The organism is Pseudocitrobacter corydidari (assembly GCF_021172065.1).
GTDB lineage: Bacteria > Pseudomonadota > Gammaproteobacteria > Enterobacterales > Enterobacteriaceae > Pseudocitrobacter > Pseudocitrobacter corydidari.
Genome location: NZ_CP087880.1, coordinates 594,643 through 612,939 on the forward strand (window position 1 = coordinate 594,643; position 18,297 = coordinate 612,939).

At 57.7% G+C, this 18,297-nt stretch carries 17 protein-coding genes; 11 read left to right on the forward strand and 6 right to left on the reverse strand.

Annotated features, from left to right (window positions below; genetic code table 11):
- Nucleotides 1-3 precede the first annotated feature (3 nt).
- Nucleotides 4-789: a hydroxyethylthiazole kinase gene (gene thiM / locus G163CM_RS02660; RefSeq protein WP_231826798.1), complete on the forward strand. Its 786-nt coding sequence runs from the start codon at nt 4-6 to the stop codon at nt 787-789.
- Nucleotides 786-1,586 (forward strand): bifunctional hydroxymethylpyrimidine kinase/phosphomethylpyrimidine kinase, encoded by an 801-nt coding sequence (thiD, locus tag G163CM_RS02665; RefSeq protein WP_231826799.1) that lies wholly within the window; start codon nt 786-788, stop codon nt 1,584-1,586. Before thiM ends, thiD begins: the two co-directional genes overlap by 4 nt.
- A gap of 107 nt (nt 1,587-1,693) precedes the next feature.
- Here thiD and G163CM_RS02670 read toward each other — a convergent pair whose 3' ends face one another.
- The 3 genes from G163CM_RS02670 to G163CM_RS02680 all read right to left on the reverse strand — a co-directional run bounded on the left by G163CM_RS02670 (nt 1,694) and on the right by G163CM_RS02680 (nt 5,193).
- A complete protein-coding gene (locus G163CM_RS02670) occupies nt 1,694-1,846 on the reverse strand; it encodes a Hok/Gef family protein (RefSeq protein WP_015963794.1) in 153 nt (50 codons plus the stop codon).
- A gap of 221 nt (nt 1,847-2,067) precedes the next feature.
- Nucleotides 2,068-3,411: an NCS2 family permease gene (locus tag G163CM_RS02675; RefSeq protein ID WP_231826800.1), complete on the reverse strand. Its 1,344-nt coding sequence runs from the start codon at nt 3,409-3,411 to the stop codon at nt 2,068-2,070.
- The gene (locus G163CM_RS02680; RefSeq protein ID WP_231826801.1) at nt 3,412-5,193 is read right to left on the reverse strand and encodes an adenine deaminase; all 1,782 of its coding nucleotides are present in this window, start codon (nt 5,191-5,193) and stop codon (nt 3,412-3,414) included.
- A gap of 138 nt (nt 5,194-5,331) precedes the next feature.
- Between G163CM_RS02680 and G163CM_RS02685 the strand changes: the two genes are divergently transcribed.
- Both G163CM_RS02685 and G163CM_RS02690 read left to right on the forward strand, forming a co-directional pair.
- Nucleotides 5,332-6,249: a LysR family transcriptional regulator gene (locus tag G163CM_RS02685; protein ID WP_231826804.1), complete on the forward strand. Its 918-nt coding sequence runs from the start codon at nt 5,332-5,334 to the stop codon at nt 6,247-6,249.
- Nucleotides 6,250-6,328: 79 nt separating this feature from the next.
- Nucleotides 6,329-7,075 carry a GntR family transcriptional regulator gene (locus G163CM_RS02690; RefSeq protein WP_015963798.1) on the forward strand — a complete coding sequence of 249 codons (747 nt, stop codon included), beginning with the start codon at nt 6,329-6,331 and terminating at the stop codon, nt 7,073-7,075.
- Here the strand turns inward: G163CM_RS02690 and G163CM_RS02695 are convergent.
- The 3 genes from G163CM_RS02695 to G163CM_RS02705 are packed head-to-tail and all read right to left on the reverse strand — an operon-like array spanning nt 7,049 to nt 10,286.
- Nucleotides 7,049-8,005 (reverse strand): PfkB family carbohydrate kinase, encoded by a 957-nt coding sequence (locus tag G163CM_RS02695; RefSeq protein ID WP_231826808.1) that lies wholly within the window; start codon nt 8,003-8,005, stop codon nt 7,049-7,051. The two genes, G163CM_RS02690 and G163CM_RS02695, sit on opposite strands and share 27 nt — an antisense overlap.
- A complete protein-coding gene (locus G163CM_RS02700; protein WP_231826811.1) occupies nt 8,002-9,006 on the reverse strand; it encodes an ADP-ribosylglycohydrolase family protein in 1,005 nt (334 codons plus the stop codon). The genes G163CM_RS02695 and G163CM_RS02700 overlap by 4 nt, the downstream gene beginning before the upstream one ends.
- Entirely contained in the window at nt 9,003-10,286 is a 1,284-nt protein-coding gene (locus G163CM_RS02705; RefSeq protein ID WP_231826813.1) for a nucleoside permease, read from the reverse strand. Before G163CM_RS02705 ends, G163CM_RS02700 begins: the two co-directional genes overlap by 4 nt.
- Nucleotides 10,287-10,533: 247 nt before the next feature.
- Here G163CM_RS02705 and fbaB point away from each other — a divergent pair, with 247 nt between their 5' ends.
- The 7 genes from fbaB (at nt 10,534) to G163CM_RS02740 (ending at nt 18,241) form a co-directional block, all read left to right on the forward strand.
- On the forward strand, nt 10,534-11,586 hold the full coding sequence (gene fbaB / locus G163CM_RS02710; RefSeq protein WP_231826815.1) for a class I fructose-bisphosphate aldolase: 1,053 nt from the start codon (nt 10,534-10,536) through the stop codon (nt 11,584-11,586).
- 283 nt (nt 11,587-11,869) lie between these two features.
- Nucleotides 11,870-13,024: a mandelate racemase family protein gene (locus G163CM_RS02715; protein WP_231826817.1), complete on the forward strand. Its 1,155-nt coding sequence runs from the start codon at nt 11,870-11,872 to the stop codon at nt 13,022-13,024.
- Nucleotides 13,025-13,063: 39 nt separating this feature from the next.
- A complete protein-coding gene (locus tag G163CM_RS02720; protein ID WP_231826819.1) occupies nt 13,064-14,686 on the forward strand; it encodes an ABC transporter substrate-binding protein in 1,623 nt (540 codons plus the stop codon).
- On the forward strand, nt 14,683-15,720 hold the full coding sequence (locus G163CM_RS02725; RefSeq protein ID WP_189622822.1) for an ABC transporter permease: 1,038 nt from the start codon (nt 14,683-14,685) through the stop codon (nt 15,718-15,720). Before G163CM_RS02720 ends, G163CM_RS02725 begins: the two co-directional genes overlap by 4 nt.
- Entirely contained in the window at nt 15,717-16,622 is a 906-nt protein-coding gene (locus G163CM_RS02730; protein WP_231826821.1) for an ABC transporter permease, read from the forward strand. The genes G163CM_RS02725 and G163CM_RS02730 overlap by 4 nt, the downstream gene beginning before the upstream one ends.
- Nucleotides 16,594-17,457, forward strand: a complete 864-nt coding sequence (locus G163CM_RS02735; RefSeq protein ID WP_231828319.1) for an ABC transporter ATP-binding protein — start codon at nt 16,594-16,596, stop codon at nt 17,455-17,457. Before G163CM_RS02730 ends, G163CM_RS02735 begins: the two co-directional genes overlap by 29 nt.
- Before the next feature lie 10 nt (nt 17,458-17,467).
- Nucleotides 17,468-18,241, forward strand: a complete 774-nt coding sequence (locus tag G163CM_RS02740) for an ABC transporter ATP-binding protein (protein ID WP_231826823.1) — start codon at nt 17,468-17,470, stop codon at nt 18,239-18,241.
- The last annotated feature ends 56 nt before the right edge of the window (nt 18,242-18,297 follow it).

An 18,297-nucleotide genomic window follows, 5' to 3' on the forward strand; every position in this document is an offset into this window, starting at 1 on the left:
ACCATGCAAGCAGAGCCGCTTAGCCGCGCGCAAATCGCGCATTCGTTACATCTTTTTCGTCATCACGCCCCCCTTGTTCACTGCATGACTAACGACGTCGTGCAGACCTTCACCGCCAACGTACTGCTGGCGCTCGGCGCATCCCCCGCGATGGTGATTGATGCGCAGGAAGCCGCGCAGTTCTCTGGCATTGCCGATGCGTTATTGATAAACGTCGGCACGCTCACGCAGCCGCGCGCGCAGGCGATGAAAGCCGCCGCGCTAAGTGCGAACGCCGCAGGTAAGCCCTGGACTCTCGACCCTGTCGCCGTGGGCGCATTAACGCTGCGCACCGAGTTTTGCCACGACCTGTTGACCTTAAAACCCGCCGCCATTCGGGGGAATGCCTCTGAAATTATGGCGCTGGCGGGAATGAGCGCGGGCGGGCGCGGCGTGGACACCACTGATACCGCCGCTGCAGCACTTCCGGCGGCACAGGCTCTGGCGCGTCAAATCAATACCGTTGTGGCGGTGACGGGCGAAGTGGATTACATCACCGATGGACAACGCGTTGTCGCGGTAACGGGCGGCGACCCGTTGATGACCCGCGTGGTGGGCACCGGCTGTGCATTGTCGGCGGTGGTTGCGGCAAGCTGTGCGCTGCCGGGCGACAGGCTGGATAACGTCGCTTCTGCCTGTGCCTTTATGAAACTGGCCGGTGGTCGTGCGGCGGTCGATAACGGACCGGGCAGTTTTGTCCCGGCATTTCTAGATGCACTGTATGTACTTGATGGGGAGGCTCTGGCATGAAACGGATTAACGCATTAACCATTGCCGGTACCGATCCAAGCGGTGGCGCGGGCATTCAGGCGGATCTGAAAACCTTCTCAGCACTGGGCGCATACGGCTGTTCGGTGATCACCGCGCTGGTGGCGCAAAACACCCATGGCGTGCAGTCGGTCTATCGTATTGAACCGGATTTTGTCGCCGCGCAGCTGGATTCCGTGTTTAACGATGTGCGCATCGATACCACCAAAATCGGGATGCTGGCGGAAACCGATATCGTTGAAGCCGTGGCCGAACGTTTGCAGCGCCATCGGGTGGAAAATGTGGTGCTGGATACGGTCATGCTGGCCAAAAGCGGTGATGCGCTGCTCTCGCCCGCAGCGGTAGAAACCCTGCGTCAACGCCTGCTGCCGCAGGTCTCGTTAATTACGCCGAATCTGCCGGAAGCGGCGGCATTGCTGGATGCGCCGCATGCGCGTAATGAGCGTGAAATGCTGGAACAGGGGCGCGCGCTGTTGGCGATGGGCTGCGGCGCGGTCCTCATGAAAGGCGGCCATCTGGATGACGCGGAAAGCCCCGACTGGCTGTTTACCCGCGATGGCGAGCAGCGATTTACCGCGCCGCGCGTCAACACCAAAAATACCCACGGCACGGGTTGTACGCTGTCGGCGGCGCTGGCGGCACTGCGCCCGCGCCATAGCAGCTGGGGCGACACGGTGCTGGAAGCGAAAACCTGGCTCTCTGCCGCGCTGGCGCAGGCCGATACTCTGGAAGTCGGCAGCGGGATTGGCCCGGTGCACCATTTTCACGCCTGGTGGTGATGGCGCAATGAAAAGCCCGCCAAGGCGGGCTTAGGGAGATAAAAGGGTGCTATGAAGAAGAGAGCTAGCCCATAAAGAGTGGCGGGGATAACTCCCCGCCGGTGCTCTTACTCGGATTCGTAAGCCGTGAAAACAGCAACCTCCGTTTGATCAGTTCGAATACGGACCTCGCAGAGATCCTTTCTCGTGACCAGCACCACCAGAATCGTGGTGACACACAGAATTATCAGGGCGACAAGCATCGCCTTGTACTGCTTCATAGCCGTCTACTCCTTGACCCGTGGGCCAGTAAGAGGCTAATCTTAATGTGTCTAGCATTAGATATGGCCTCAGATGAATGTTAAACGTCCTGCAAGACGTTGAATGTTATCTGGGGCTTTTCTCTATCTGCCATCCTGCAAATGCCTGAGACAGATAGCCTCAAGCACCCGCAGATAGTCTACTGCACTACACCACCAAAACGCTCTTGATGAATTCCTAATTAATGGCGTACCAGCGTGGCAAAGTAATACACCAGCGGCACTGCCAGAATCCATAAGCCGAGCGGGATTTCCCGCCACTTCCCGGCAATGGTTTTAATCATCACATAAAACAGCAACCCGCCCGCGATACCCGTCCCGAAGCTGTTGGCGATAAGCGTAATCATCACCATCATCAGCACCGGTAAACCGTCGGTGAAATTCGCCAAATCCACCTTACGCAGGCCGCTAAACATATTCAGGCCAATCAGGATCAACGCCGGGGCGGTGGCTTCTTTGGGGATCATCAGCGCAACGGGCGTAAACAGCAGCATCAGCAGGAACATGATGGCGGCGGCCAGCGCAGTCATGCCGGTTTTACCGCCTGCTTCCGCCGAGGCGGAGGACTCAATCAGCGCCGTCGCGGCCGGAATGCCGACCCACGGGCCCAGCGCGGCGGCAATGGAGTCGACCATAAACGGGCGGTTGATGTGCGGCATATTGCCTTCTTCATCCAGCAGGCCCGCTTCACCGCCGACGGCAAGCGTGGTGCCCATGGTTGAGAAAAACTCTGAGGCAAAAAAAACAAACAGATAGGGCAGGAAAGCGATGTTCAGTGCGCCAAGGATATCCACCTGTGCAAACACCGGTGTTAATGAGTGGGGCAGGGCGATAAAGCTTGATGGCAGGTGCGTGACGCCCGCCGGAATACCCACCAGCGTCGCACACAGAATCGCCCACAGGATAGCGCCAGGAATGCGACGTGCCTGCAGGGCAATCGCCAGAAACAGCCCGCACAGGGCCACCAGCGCGCCCGGCGATAGGAAATCGCCCAGCATCAAAGCGTTATTTTTGGCGCTTGCCAGCACCAACCCGGCATTACGAAAACCGAGCAGGGCAACAAAAATACCGATAGACGCCGTCAACCCCAGTTTGATGGATTGCGGCACCGAGCGGGTGACCACTTCACGCAGGCCAAAACGGGTGAGCAGGAAGAACAGTACGCCGGACCAGCAGGCAATCCCCAGTCCAATCGGCCAGCCAATTCCGGCGTTTCCGGCCAACGACACGCCGACTAATACCGAGCCGCCAATCCCCGGCCCCACAATAAACGGCAGATTGGCATAAAACGCCATCAACAGCGTGCCGACCACAAATACCAAAATGGTGCCGGTGGTCGCCGCGCCTTTATCCATCCCGCCCGCGGCCAGCAGACCGGGGATCACCACCAGCAGATAAGCGGCGGCGAGAAACCCCGTGATACCCGCCAGGCATTCGGTGCGTGCGGAGCTTCCGCGAGCGCGTAGGGCAAAACAACGTTCCAGCCAGCTCTCAGAGGCAGGCGTATTGATTGAGTGGTCGGCCATTTAGTGGGCGCTCCTTTGCTGATGCGAATAGTGAATAACCGGGTCGACAATCTGACGCGTTGCGCCATCGGTGAGCCCCAAATCCGTCAGATGTGGCCCGGCGTTACAGGCAAGGCAGGTGCCTTCAATGGCCTTAAATACCCGATACGGTGGCTGCCAGTCGGCAATGTCACCGCTACGCTCGCGCAGATTGCGGAATGCAACCGCCAGTTCCGGGGCTGGAAGGTCAGAGAGCATACCAGCAATCGGCATCGCCACGTGGGCGACTAACTCGCCATGCTGCGCCAGCGCCATCCCGCCGCCGCTGGCAATCAGGGTATTGGCGGCCAGGGCCATCTCGTGCGGGCAGCGCCCCAGTACCACCAGGTTATGCGAATCGTGCGAGTAGCTGGTGGCGATCGCCCCCTGAAGTTCACCCCAGCCTTCCAGCAGGGCGATTTGTGGTTTGGCCTCATGGCGACCATGGCGATGTTGTACCCAAATCAGACTGAACCCGGTAGGGAGCACTATGCGGCCTTCGCGGATTTGCACATCGACTTCGCCCCATTCGGTAAAACGCGCGCCGCGAATATGTTTCAGCCGCGCGTCGCCATGCTCAACGTCGGCGATGCGCAGGGCGAAATCGTCCGGGCCGAGCGGCGAAAGATGCATGGTATTTGGCAATGCGGCGTGACTCACCGCCAGCGGTTCAATCATTGCGCCATCGCGGGCAATCAGTTTTCCGCCGACGTAGACACGGTGTGGTCGAATCGTTTGCAGGGAATCCAGCACCACCAAATCCGCACGGCGACCGGCGGCAATCAGCCCTAAATCATCACGCTTAAGGCGCAAAGCACCGTTGAATGTCGCGAAACGAAGCGCATCGACGGCGGGTAAACCGTGCTCAATCAACAGATTCAGCAGCGCCACGATACCGCCTTTTTCCAGCAGCATATCCGGGGGCACATCATCGGTGCAGAGGGTAATCTGCGAGGAGAGATGCGGGAGCGTCTTTAGCGCCGCCACGATATCCGGCAGCAGATAAGGATGCGAACCCCGAATTTCCAGCGTTAGCCCGGCGCGCAGTTTTTCCAGCGCATCTTCGGCGGAGGTGAGTTCATGATCTGACGTCACGCCCGCCGCGAGGTAGGCCTGTAACCCGGCCCCGCTCAGCCCACGTGCGTGGCCTTCAATCAGCTTACCGCTTTGTAAGCCGCAGTTAAGGATCTCCTGCATCCGCGTGCTGCCGTTGAGCACGCCGTGCATATCCATCACTTCCGCCACGCCACTCACTTCCGGCCAGTTGAGCATGGTTTCCATCTCCGCGCCGGCGAAATCGGCCCCGGACATCTCCAGCCCTGGCGTGGAGGGCACGCTGGACGGTGCGGCGATCATCACGTGCAGCGGTAAGTTGCGGCTGGCGTCGATGGCAAAACGCACGCCCTCCACGCCCAGCACGTTCGCCAGCTCGTGGGGGTCCCAGAATACTGCCGTTGTGCCCTGCGCCAGCACGATTTCCGCGTAACGGGCCGGGAGAAGATGTGAACTTTCCAGGTGTACGTGGGTGTCGATAAAACCCGGTGAGAGGTAAGCGCCTGCCAGCGAGTGCGTCTCGGCGGCGTCGCTGCGGCTGCCGCGTGGATGCACGCTGGCAATCATGTCACCGACGATACCCACATCCGCTTCACGAATTTCGCCGGTGACCATATCCACAATGCGGGCATCGGTAAGCAGGAGGTCGAAAGGCGCGTCGCCTTTTGCGGCGTCTATCGCCCGGCGGCGCAGGGAGTCAGTATTCAGCATAGATATCGTCCGGTCATTCAATATGGGGGCTACTTTACGAAGTGTGAAAGGTGATGGCAAACGTTTGCCCCGTTGAAAAAATTTATCACCTGATAAGAAAAGGTTATTCTGCGACAAACGAACAATGCGAAACCCATCATGACTGAACCCTGGCAACGGCTTCCCGCACTCTCTTTAAAGCAGCTTCAGTATTTTGTTACCCTGGCCCGGTTGCGCCACTTCACTGACACCGCCAGTAAGCTCGCGATAAGCCAGCCCGCACTGAGCAGCGCGCTACGGCAGATTGAAACGGTGCTGGGCGGTAAGTTGGTCAACCGTACCGCCGCCGCCGTGACGCTGACGGAGCTGGGCGTTGCCATTCTTCCTCATGCCGAACGGGTGCTGAACGTCGCCCAGCAGGCGTTCAGCGATATGCGGCAAATTGTTGAATCCGGGGGCGACGGCACCCTGCGTATTGGCCTGGTGCCCTCGGTCAGTTCGCTGCTGTTCCCGACCGTGGCTGAACGGCTGGCGCAGGCATTTCCCCGGCTGAAGGTGGAGTTTCACGATCTCACTAACGATGCGTTAGTGACACAGATAGTGAACGGGCAGCTGGATTTCGGCATTGGCGCGCTGGACAGTTCTGTCTCTCCGGCCTTACAGGTTTTTCCGGTGCTGGAGGACCCGTTTGTCGCTGTCCTGCATGCCGACGATCCCCTTGCTCAATCGGCACATCTCCCGTGGCAGCAGCTTGCTGGCCGCGATGTGGCCGTCTTTTCCAAAGGCAATATTCAGCGGCTGGTGGGGGCGCTGGACGAGAGTCAGCGCCTCAAACTGCATATTCGCTATCACGTCGATTACATTGAAACCCTGTACGGTCTGGTGCGCTCTCGGCTGGCGGCGGCGATTTTGCCGCAGCTTTATACCGCGCACCTCTGCGACCCGCAGCTAAAAGTGGTGCAGCTTCAGCAGCCGGAACTCACGCGTACCGTGGCGTTGATGCGTAACGCAGCACCGCTGCCACCGCAGGTAGAACAGGCCTTCACACTGCTACAGCGGGCGGTACGCCACGAATGAATCTCCTTTGCGCATCAGGTGTAGTTTTCCGACGTGGTGCCACCTATACTGGCTCGGGGCCCATTGCAGGGAAAGATAAATGGAACAATCACATACACGTCTAATTGCGCAAATTACTGAGCGTATCGCGGCGGCGGATAACACGCCGCTCTATCTGAAGTTCGCTGAAACGGTGAAAAATGCCGTACGCAGCGGAATACTCGAGCATGGCAATATCCTGCCGGGCGAACGTGACCTGAGCCAGTTAACGGGCGTGTCGCGTATCACGGTGCGCAAAGCGATGCAGACGCTGGAAGATGAGGGCGTGGTCACGCGTGCCCGCGGTTACGGCACGCAAATTAATAATATTTTCGAATATTCCCTGAAGGAAGCGCGGGGATTTTCGCAACAGGTTGTGCTGCGGGGGAAAAAGCCGGATACCCTGTGGGTGAATAAGCGTATTGTTCCTTGCCCGGAAGAGGTGGCTTCACAGCTGGCCGTTGCGCCGGAAAGCGACGTTTTTCTGCTCAAACGTATTCGGTATGTGGATGAAGAGGCCGTATCTATTGAAGAGTCCTGGGTTCCCGCCCAGTTGATTCATGATGTGGATGAGATTGGCGTTTCCCTGTATGACTATTTCCGCAGCCAGCATATCTTTCCGCAGCGCACGCGCTCAAGAGTCAGCGCCCGGATGCCGGATGCCGAATTTCAGTCGCATATCAGGATGGATGAAAAAATCCCGGTGCTGGTTATCAAACAAGTTGCGCTTGACCAGCAGCAGCGGCCGATTGAGTACAGCATCAGCCACTGCCGCAGTGATTTATATGTCTTTGTGTGCGAGGAGTAGTTCTTCGCGCGTTGGGCTACAGTCGCCGCCCCGGTGACCGACCACCCAGGACGCTACCGCGTTTCCTAGCAGCACGGATTCGCCGAGCGTCCAGCCGGACGCCAGTCCGGCCAGCGTGCCGCCTGCGTGGCTGTCACCCGCACCGATGGTGTCAACGACCGTCACAGGAAACGGTGCTGCCAGCCCCTGCTCCTGCTGGCTGAAATACCATGCTCCCTCTTTATCATGTCGCACGATAAGCGGTGTGCCAAACGTCGCAAGCCATGCACTACCGAATTGCCGCGTTTCCGTCGGTAAGTTAAAGCGTGCGGCGGCGATTTCGGCTTCCTGGCGATTAAGCGAAATAACAGGCTTGCAGGCCAAAATGCGCGTCATCAATGCATCAGGAATATCGGCAATGCGCGGGCCAAAATCGATAAATGGCGTGACGTCTTGCAGGCTTTCAAGCCAGTTTACAAGCAACTCGCCGCACGGCGACGCAAGTTGATAACCTGAAAGCGACACCAGGCTTTGCGGTGCGACGGATAACTGCCCCAGCCAGTCTGCATTCCACTGATTCTCGACGCCGCTGAACGACATAAACGTACGCTCGCCGTCTGGCTCAACCAGCGCCAGACACCAGCCGTTATCGCCCTGTACACCGTCAATGCAACTGATAAGCCCCTCACGAGTCAGACTATTGCGGATGATCTCGGCCCACACGCCCTGGCCGACAGGCAACGCATTATCGGCCTGCATTCCCAGGCGTTTCAGCGCTACAGCAATATTTAGTGCGCAACCGCCAATATTGACGCTTTGCTGTTGCAGCTCGATATCGCAACCGCGCCAGGGAAGGGCATAAGCGTCGGCAATCACGTCAATCACCGCCGCGCCGACGACGGTTATCGGACGTCGATTACCTAAGGTGGTTAAACGCGACGCGACATTCATAACGCCTCCCGTTGCTCGCGATACTGCGCCAGCGCGGTTGCATAGCGGGAGAAATCGAGTTGATTGACCTCATCGAGCTGCTGCTTCAATGCCGGATCAATCGCCGATATACCGCCTAACGCCCCGCAAATTGCGGTCGCCATTGCGCCGATCGTATCCGTGTCACCCCCAAGATTCGCGCATAAAATGGCACAACGGTTGGGGCAGCCCTGCGCCAGTTCGACCATTGCGATGGCGCACGGAACGGACTCGATGGTACTGGTTCCCGCACCGACCACCTGATAAAGCTGCTCGCTGGCGGATTCCGTACCGCTTGCATTGCGGACAATATTTAAGGCCAGCTCCAGGCGCGCGGCGAGTGATGCGCTGAAGGTGGTCACGCGTTTTTCTTGCGCGTGGCGGGCGACGGCAGGCAGCGAATCGACGATGGTTTGCCAGCGTTCGCCGTCGATGGCGCGGGAGATGGCCCAGGCCACCACTACCGCACCGGCGACCGCAAGATCGGACTTATGCGTCGGGCTGGAGGCGAGCGCCACGTCATCAATGAAATCATCGAGATTACCCGGTGGCAGCAGGCAGCCGAGCGGCGAAACGCGCATTGCCGCGCCGTTGGTGACGCCGTTGTTTTCCAGTTCGCTAACGGGCTTGCCCTCACGAATCGCGTTAAGCGCAATTTTGGAGGTTGGGCCCAGCACGTTTTTGTTGAACGCGTCGAAGCCCTCCGCCCAGGCCAGAATATTACGGCCAATAAGATCCGGGTCGATCTTCCCCTGACGCTCAAGAAGGGCATCGGCCAGGCACAGCGCCATTGAGGTATCGTCAGTGAATTCCGCGCGGTTAAAGTAGCAGGCCGCATTGTTCTCGGCAGGCCCCGGCAGGAAACGGTCAATCCAGCCAAAATGCGCCTTCACGCGTGAGCGAGGCCAAAGCTCTGAAGGCATTCCCATCGCATCGCCCAATGCCTGGCCGTACAGCGCGCCAAGAATACGTTCTGTTTTCATTTCACTTCCCCTTGTGTCAGTACAGTGTCGCGTGGGTCGTTTTGCACCTTAATGGCGGTGATCTCTTTGTCCGACTCGCGAAAGAAAATCATAAACAGCACGGCGATAACGGCGATCATGATGGCGCCAAAGCCCCACATGCCTGCCCAGTTGAAGGTCAACCCATTCACCGGCTCTTTATAAGCAAACATTTTTTCCATCATCACGCCGCCAATGCGGTAGCCGAGCAGGCTACCAAAACCCTGGCAGCAGAGAGTGATAAGCCCTTGTGCCGCAGTGCGCATATGTACCGGCGCTTTTTTATCCACATAGATATAGGCCGTCACGTAGTAGAAATCGTAACTTACCCCATGCAGCAAAATGCCGAGGAACAGCAGGGCATAAGTGAAGTATTGCTCTGCGCCACCGTAAACGAAGAATCCATAGCGGATTGCTGCGGTAATAAGACCAAGCAATAATACCTTTTTAATGCCAAAGCGTTTGGTGAAGAACGGCAGTGCCAGCATAAAGAAGATTTCGGAGAACTGACCCAGCGTCATCCAGCCGGTGGCATTTTGCATGCCTACTTCGGTGAGATACCCGTTGGCGAAGATGTAGTAGAACGCCAGCGGCATCGCGAACAGGAACGAGCAGAAGAAAAAGACGAGGAAGTTTTTATCGCGCAGCAGGATCAGCGCATCCAGACCCAGCATCACTTTGAGGTCCAGTTTTCCCGTACTTTTCGGTGGGGTGTCCGGCAGCATGAAGGCGAAAATTCCCAGCAGCAGCGAACTACCCGCCGTGATCAACAGAGGAACGTTGGTCGGTGAAATATCGTTATAGCCCATCATTTGCGGCAGGAAGCCGCAGACCAGCCCGGAGGCTATCCAGCCAATGGTGCCCATGACGCGAATGCGCGGGAAGTCGCGCTCGACGTCCGGCACGTTGGCAAAAGCGATGCTGTTGGTCAGGGCAATGGTCGGCATATAGGTGAGTGAGTAGGCGAGCAGCAGCGGGAAAAACCCGGCAAACGTGGTTTGCTGTGCGGCAAAATACATCAATACCGCGCCAACGAACATCAGCACCGCGAGAACCTTCTGTGCCGAGAAGAAACGGTCCGTCAGCGAGCCGACCAGAATCGGCGAGAGGATCGCCGCAATCGCCGTACAGGCATAAGACCAGCCAATTTCGCCTGCTGTAAATCCGCTCTTATTCAGCCATAGCCACAGGGGAACAAACCACGCGCCCCAGATAAACCACTCAATAAACATCATGAACGACAGCTTTACTGTAGTTTTCATCTTTAAATCCTTCATGACAGGTAAGGTACGTAGAGACAATACCATCATGTAATACCTTTTAAATACCTTTGGGGCGAAACTTTGACCTCTGTAACACTTTACCGTCCATGAATCGTGCCAGCAGATTGCGCTTAAAAATGCCCGTGGAATGGAAAATTCCCGTTTCCACGACCAGACTTATTGCTGCCCAAAAATTCCGGGCAGGAAATTCACGCCGACACGACGTTGGCATTACGGGAGCATCGCTATGACTGATATTACGCAATTGCTTGGCAAAGACGCCGACAGCCTTTTACAGCATCGTTGTATGACTATTCCAGCCGATCAACTCTACCTGCCGGGCCACGATTACGTTGACCGAGTGATGATGGACAACAACCGTCCGCCAGCCGTGCTGCGAAACATGCAGACGCTTTATAATACCGGACGTCTGGCCGGAACCGGCTACTTATCGATTCTGCCCGTTGACCAGGGCGTGGAGCACTCGGCCGGTGCGTCGTTTGCCGCTAACCCGCTCTATTTTGATCCGAAAAACATCGTTGAGCTGGCGATTGAAGCAGGCTGTAACTGCGTGGCGTCAACCTATGGCGTGCTGGCCTCCGTCTCGCGTCGTTACGCGCACCGCATTCCGTTCCTCGTTAAGCTCAATCACAACGAAACCCTGAGCTACCCGAACACCTTCGACCAGACGCTGTATGCAAGCGTCGAGCAGGCATTCAACCTGGGTGCCGTTGCCGTGGGCGCCACCATCTATTTCGGCTCCGAAGAGTCTCGTCGCCAGATTGAAGAGATCTCCGCGGCCTTTGAACGCGCGCATGAGTTGGGCATGGTTACCGTTCTGTGGGCCTACCTGCGTAACCCGGCGTTCAAGAAAGATGGTGTGGATTACCACGTATCCGCTGACCTGACCGGGCAGGCGAACCATCTGGCGGCGACCATCGGCGCGGATATTGTGAAGCAGAAAATGGCCGAGAATAACGGCGGCTATAAAGCGGTGAACTTTGGTTATACGGACGATCGCGTCTACAGCAAACTCACCAGCGAGAATCCGATTGACCTGGTGCGCTACCAGTTGGCGAACTGCTATATGGGCCGCGCCGGGTTGATTAACTCCGGCGGTGCGGCGGGCGGTGAAACCGACCTTTCCGACGCGGTGCGTACGGCGGTTATCAATAAACGCGCGGGTGGTATGGGCTTGATTCTGGGGCGTAAAGCCTTCAAAAAATCAATGGCCGATGGCGTGCAGTTGATCAACGCGGTTCAGGATGTGTATCTGGACGGTAAAGTCACCATCGCATAATGCCTTTCCCGGCGAGTTTTTGCCTCGCCGGGTTTACCTTTTCTCGTAACGATCCCCCTCACATTTCTCCCTTCTTTTGTGAAAACAGTCACGTCCCCTCGTGCTTATGCCCAAAAAACAGTCAATCGTTAGCGGGATTTGTCCGAGGCAGGTCTCATATTTTGTGCTTAGATTATCCAGTGAAACGCTTTTTCAATTACTTAAAACCGGCTTGCCGGGAAGTGTAAGTCACAGGGTTGTGGCATCCGCAATGCCCACTTATTTGTAGTACTAAGGACACATAATGAAAATTGAATCCGTAAACGTCACTGTATTTCAATACCCTACACGTCGAGTTTCCGACAGCGCAGGCCACTCGCACCCCGGTGCCGAAAGCCTGGCAAAAATGGCGATGCTAACCATTACTGCTGACGACGGCACAAAAGGCTACTCCTTTGCGCCGCCGGAAGTGGTGCGCCCGTTTGTGGTGAATACCTTTTTCCGCAAAGTGCTGGTCGGGCAGGACCCGTTTAACCGCGAGCGTATCTGGCAGGATTTAGTGCACTGGCAGCGCGGAAGCGCACATCAACTGACCGAGCGCGCGCTGTCGTTTGTCGAGCAGGCGCTGTGGGATTTAATGGGCCGCAAACTCAATATGCCGGTGTATAAACTGCTGGGCGGCTTTCGCGATAAAGTACCGGCCTACGGCAGCACCATGTGCGGCGACGATCTGAAAGGCGGGCTCTCGACGCCGGAAGAGTACGCTGCGTTTGCCGAAACGCTGGTGGCGCGCGGGTATAAGGCCATCAAACTGCACACCTGGATGCCGCCGGTCTCTTTTGCGCCGAACCCGAAAATGGATATCAAAGCCTGCGCCGCCGTGCGTGAAGCGGTTGGCCCGGACATCGACCTGATGATCGACGGATATCACTGGTACAGCCGCACCGAAGCGCTGTGGATCGGTAAAGAGCTGGAAAAACTCAACTTCGCCTGGTTTGAAGAGCCAATGGAAGAGGACAGCATGTCGTCTTATGCCTGGCTTGCGGAAAATCTCTCTATTCCGGTGATTGGCCCGGAAAGCTTTGGCGGGAAGCACCACAGCCGCGCCGACTGGGTGAAAGCCGGGGCCTGTGACATTTTGCGCGCGGGGGCTAACGGCGTCGGCGGCATCACGCCAACCATGAAAGTCGCGGCGCTGGCGGAATCCTTCGGCATGGATTGCGAAGTGCATGGTAACGGCGCGGCGAGCCTGGCGGTGGTCGGGGCGATTCGCAACTGTCGCTGGTACGAGCGTGGCCTGCTGCATCCGTTCCTGGATTACGATGAGCCAGCCGCTTACCTGAACACCATTGTTGACCCGATGGACGCCGATGGCTTTGTGCATCTGCCGCAGGGGCCGGGTCTCGGGGAAGACATTAATTTTGCGTATATCGAAGCCAATACCGTCAGCCACGACTGACAGATAAAAATACTTCAACCCTACAAACGGTATACACAGATGAAAAAACCTTCCCTCGCGGGCGCGTGTTTACTCGCGCTGTCGCTGATGATGGGGAGCGGGGCGGCGCTGGCGAAAACGCCCCCCGATCAGCTCATCATTGGTATGAATATGAACAACCTGCTGACCCTCGACCCGGCGGCGATGACCGGGAACGAGGTGGTGGGTATTGTCGTTAACCTTTACGACTCGCTGGTGGAGCTGGATGCTAATCAGCTGACCAACGTGAAACCGGCGCTGGCGAAATCCTGGGATATCAGCCCGGACGGCAAAGTGCTGACTTTCCATCTGCGCGATAACGTCACCTTCCACTCCGGCAATCCGCTTACGGCTGACGATGTGGTGTGGTCGATGCGCCGAATTTTGCACCTGAACCTCGCGCAGGCGTCGGTGTGGAAATCCTATGGCTTCAGTAAGAAAAATATCGATAACCAGGTCAGCGCGCCCGATCCCTACACGGTGCAAATCACGCTGCCAAAAGCGAACGATCCGCAGCTGGTTATCTACTCCCTCGGCGCGCTTGGCAACCTGGGCGTGCTCGATAGCAAAACCGTACAGCAGCATGAAGCCAATAACGATTGGGGCAATCGCTGGCTGACGACCAATGAAGCCGGTTCGGGGCCCTTTATGCTGGAAACCTGGCAGGCGAAAGATGTGCTGCGTATGAAGCGCAACCCGCACTACTGGCGTGAAGAGGCCAAAATGAGCCGGGTGGTGCTGCGCCATTTTCAGGAGTCGCAAACCCTGCGTCTGATGATTGAAAAGGGCGATCTGGACGTCGCGAATAATATGGCGGTGTCCGATATCAACGCCCTGCGTAAAGACCCCAATCTGACGGTGGAAGCTGTGCAGAAAGGCACGGTGTATTACGTGGCGATGAGCATGAAAGAGGCCCATTTCGCCAACCCGAAAGTGCGCGAAGCGGTGCGCTATCTGATTGATTATCAGGGTATCAACAAAGCGTTGATGCCGGGCTACGGTGTGCTGCACCAGCGCCCCATCAAAGCCGGAATGCCCTCAACGCTGCCGGACCCTGGCTATCAGCTTGATATCCCACGGGCAAAAAAACTGCTGGCGGAAGCGGGATATCCTGAAGGGTTTGACACCACGCTGCGCGTGCTGGCCGATCAGCCATTCCTCAATATTGCGATTGCCGTTCAGTCAACGCTGATGCAGGCAGGCATTAACGCCAAAATCATTACCGGCACCGGTAACCAGATTTACGGCGCGATGCGCGAACGCAAATTTGACCTGCTGGTGGGGCGCGGCGGCAGTGGGATGGAGCCGCACCCGCACTCCAGCCTGCGTGCGCTGGTGTACAACCCGGATAACAGCGATGAAGCGCGATTGACCAATTTCCAGGGCTGGCGCACCGGCTTTTACGATAAGCAGCTTAACGAGATGATCGACGCCGCGCTGCTTGAACGCGATCCGCAAAAACAGCTGGCTGACTATCAGGCGATCCAGACCCGTTACGATCTGCTCATTCCGGCGCTGCAACCGCTGTCGCAGATGGTCGATTCGGTGGTGGTTCGTAATGAAGTTAAAGACTTCCAGTCGCATCCCTCGGCCACCACGTTTCTGCGGGAAGTCTATAAAGTCAGCGAAGGAGATAAAGGATGAGTATGGTCATACTTGCGCCAGGCTCGCGCGCCCGGCGATTCTCTAAGCGGTTGATGCAGGTCGCGATTACGCTGTTCGGCCTGCTGTTGCTCACCTTTTTTATCGGGCGCGTGATGCCCATCGACCCGGTGCTGGCGATCGTTGGACCGGATGCGGACCAAAGTACCTATCAACAGGTTTATCAGCAACTGGGCTTTGATAAATCGCTGGCAGCGCAGTTTGGCATCTATTTCAGCAACCTGCTGCACGGTGATTTAGGCAACGCATTGCTCACCGGGAAGCCGGTGCTCGACGATATTATCCGCGTCTTCCCGGCCACCATGGAGCTGGCGACGATGGCGATTATTGTCGGCGCCGGGCTTGGCATCCCGCTGGGCGTACTGGCGGCGGCGCGTCGTAACAGCGTTTCCGACTATGTGGTGAGAATTATCAGCCTGGCAGGCTACTCCACGCCCATCTTCTGGGTGGGCATGATGGGGCTGCTGGTGTTTTACGCGTGGCTCGGCTGGGTGGGCGGCGCGGGGCGTGTGGATTTAGGTCTGGACGGCCTCGTACCGCGTCGCACCGGGTTAATGACCGTCGATGCGTTACTGGCAGGGAACGGCACGGTGTTCTGGAACGCGATAAACCACCTGATCCTGCCCGCCGCGCTGCTCGGTTTCCATTCGCTGGCCTACATAAGCCGCATGACCCGCAGCTTTATGCTGGCGCAGTTGTCGCAGGAGTTCATCATCACCGCCCGTGTGAAAGGGCTGACCGAGCGGCAGGTCATCTGGAATCACGCGTTTCGCAACATTCTGGTACAGCTGCTGACGGTGGTGGCGCTGGCCTACGGTTCTCTGCTGGAAGGCGCAGTGCTGATTGAAACCGTTTTCTCATGGCCGGGTTTTGGTTCCTATCTTACCGGCAGCCTGCTGCTGGGCGATATGAACGCGGTGATGGGCTGCGTGCTGGTGGTCGGGGTTATCTTCGTGATGCTCAACCTGCTTTCCGACATGCTTTATCAACTCTTTGATCCGAGGACAAAATCATGACCGTTTCTCTGGATACGCCCGTCGGCACGGGCGGCGGCGAAGGTGCTGCGCGTATCAAACGCGCGTTACAGCGTACGGGCGGTTTTATCGGCAAGATGGCGCGGAATCCGCTTACCGCTATCGGCGGCGGGATTATTTTCCTGCTGCTGGTGGTGGCGATTTTCGCGCCGCTTATCGCGCCGTACAACCCGCTGGTGCAGGACCTCAACAACGCGCTCACCGCACCCAGTGCGCAGCACTGGTTTGGCACCGATGAGTTTGGCCGCGATATCTTCAGTCGCCTGGTGTACGGCTCGCGCATCACGCTTTACATCGTACTGCTGGTGTCGGTGACTGTTGGCCCGCTGGGGCTGCTGCTCGGCGTTACGGCGGGCTATTTTGGCGGCAAGGTCGATATGGTGCTGATGCGCGTCACCGACATTTTTATCTCCTTCCCAAGCCTGGTGCTGGCGCTGGCGTTCGTTGCTGCTTTAGGGCCTGGGCTGGAGCATGTGGTTATCGCGATTACTTTAACCGCCTGGCCGCCGATTGCGCGCCTGGCGCGTGCCGAAACGCTCTCGCTACGTCAGGCCGATTTTATTTCGGCAGTCCGTTTGCAGGGCGCATCGCCGGTACGGGTGCTGTGGCGACACATTGTGCCGCTGTGCCTGCCGTCGGTGATCATCCGGATCACCATGAATATGGCGGGGATCATCCTGACCGCCGCCGGGCTTGGCTTCCTCGGCCTTGGCGCGCAGCCGCCGGAACCAGAATGGGGGGCGATGATCTCCAGCGGTCGCACCTACATGATGGAGTGCTGGTGGGTAGTCACCATTCCGGGGCTGGCGATTCTGATTAACAGTCTGGCATTCAATTTCTTAGGAGATGGCTTACGTGACATCCTCGATCCTCGCAGCATGTAATACGCCGTTGCTTGATGTGCGCGACCTGCACGTCGAGTTTGTGAACGGCCAGGCGGTGACCCACGCGGTGCGCGGTGTCTCCTTCCAACTGGGACGTGAAAAGCTGGCGATTGTCGGCGAATCGGGTTCCGGTAAATCGACCGTCGGGCGCGCGCTGTTGCACCTGCATCCGAAAAAATCCCGCATCACCTCCGCGCGGATGCAGTTTGGTGATATCGATTTGCAGCATGCCACGGAAGCGCAGATGCGCGGCATTCGCGGTAAGCGAATTTCGATGATCATGCAGGACCCGAAATATTCGCTCAACCCGGTGGTGTGCGTCGGCGACCAGATTGCGGAAGCGTGGCTGACGCACCATCCTGGGCGTAAAGCCGAGGCGAAAGCCAAAGCGATGGAGATGCTGGAGGTAGTGCGTATTCGCCAGCCGGAGCGTGTTTACGCGCTCTATCCCCATGAAATTTCTGGCGGGCAAGGGCAGCGTGTGATGATCGCTATGATGCTGATAACCGATCCCGAACTGGTGATTGCCGACGAACCAACCTCGGCACTGGATGTCTCCGTGCGTTTGCAGGTGCTGGGCTTGCTCGACGATCTGGTGAAATCACGCGGGTTAGGGCTGATTTTTATCAGCCACGACATCAATCTGGTGCGCAGTTTTTGCGACCGTGTGCTGGTGATGTATGCCGGACGGGTGGTGGAATCGATTGCCGCGAAAGATCTCGATAAGGCGCAGCATCCCTACACGCTGGGGCTGATCAATTCGCTGCCGGACATGCATCAGCGCCGCCCGGTACTGCCGGTGTTGCAGCGCCAGGCCAGCTGGCTGACGGAATAAGGAGCATGTCATGATTGAAGTGAATAACCTGAATCTGGTGTTTGGTGAAGGTGAGAAGCGTAACCAGGTGCTGTATGACGTCAATTTCCACGTCAGGCCGGGCGAGATTTACGGGCTGGTGGGGGAGTCGGGTTCGGGCAAGACCACGGTGCTGAAGTGTCTCGCCGGGCTGTTTACCCACTGGCAGGGGGCGCTGGCGATTAACGGTCAGCCGCTGGATCACAGCATCAGCCGCACGCGTTGCCGCCAGGTGCAAATGGTGTTTCAGGATCCGTACGGTTCGCTGCATCCGCGCCATACCATTGGCGATATTCTGGAGGAGCCGCTGCAAATCCACGGCATCGCCGATCGCGACAGGCGAATCAACACGCTGCTGGATCGCGTGGGGTTAAACCGCGCCTTTCGCGATCGCTACCCGCACCAGCTCTCTGGCGGGCAGCGTCAGCGCGTGGCGATTGCCCGCGCGTTGATTCTGGAGCCGCAGGTGTTGCTGCTGGATGAACCAACGTCGGCGCTGGATGTGTCGGTGCAGGCGGAAATTTTGAACCTGCTGGCGGAGCTGCAACAGGAGTCGGGGCTGACCTATTTGATGGTAACGCATGACCTCGGCGTCATTGCCCATTTATGTCAGAAAGTCGCGGTGATGCAGTACGGCAAAATTCTTGAAACGCTCACCGTTGACGATTTGGTTGCCGGGAAAGCGCAAACGGATTATACCCGGATGTTGGTGAATGCCAGCCAACAGTACACCCGCGAGATGGCGCGGGAAGTGGCGGCGTATTGAGCCATGCCGGGGGCGAAGCCGCCATACGGCGCTGGTGCGGTTTGTGCCGGGGGCGC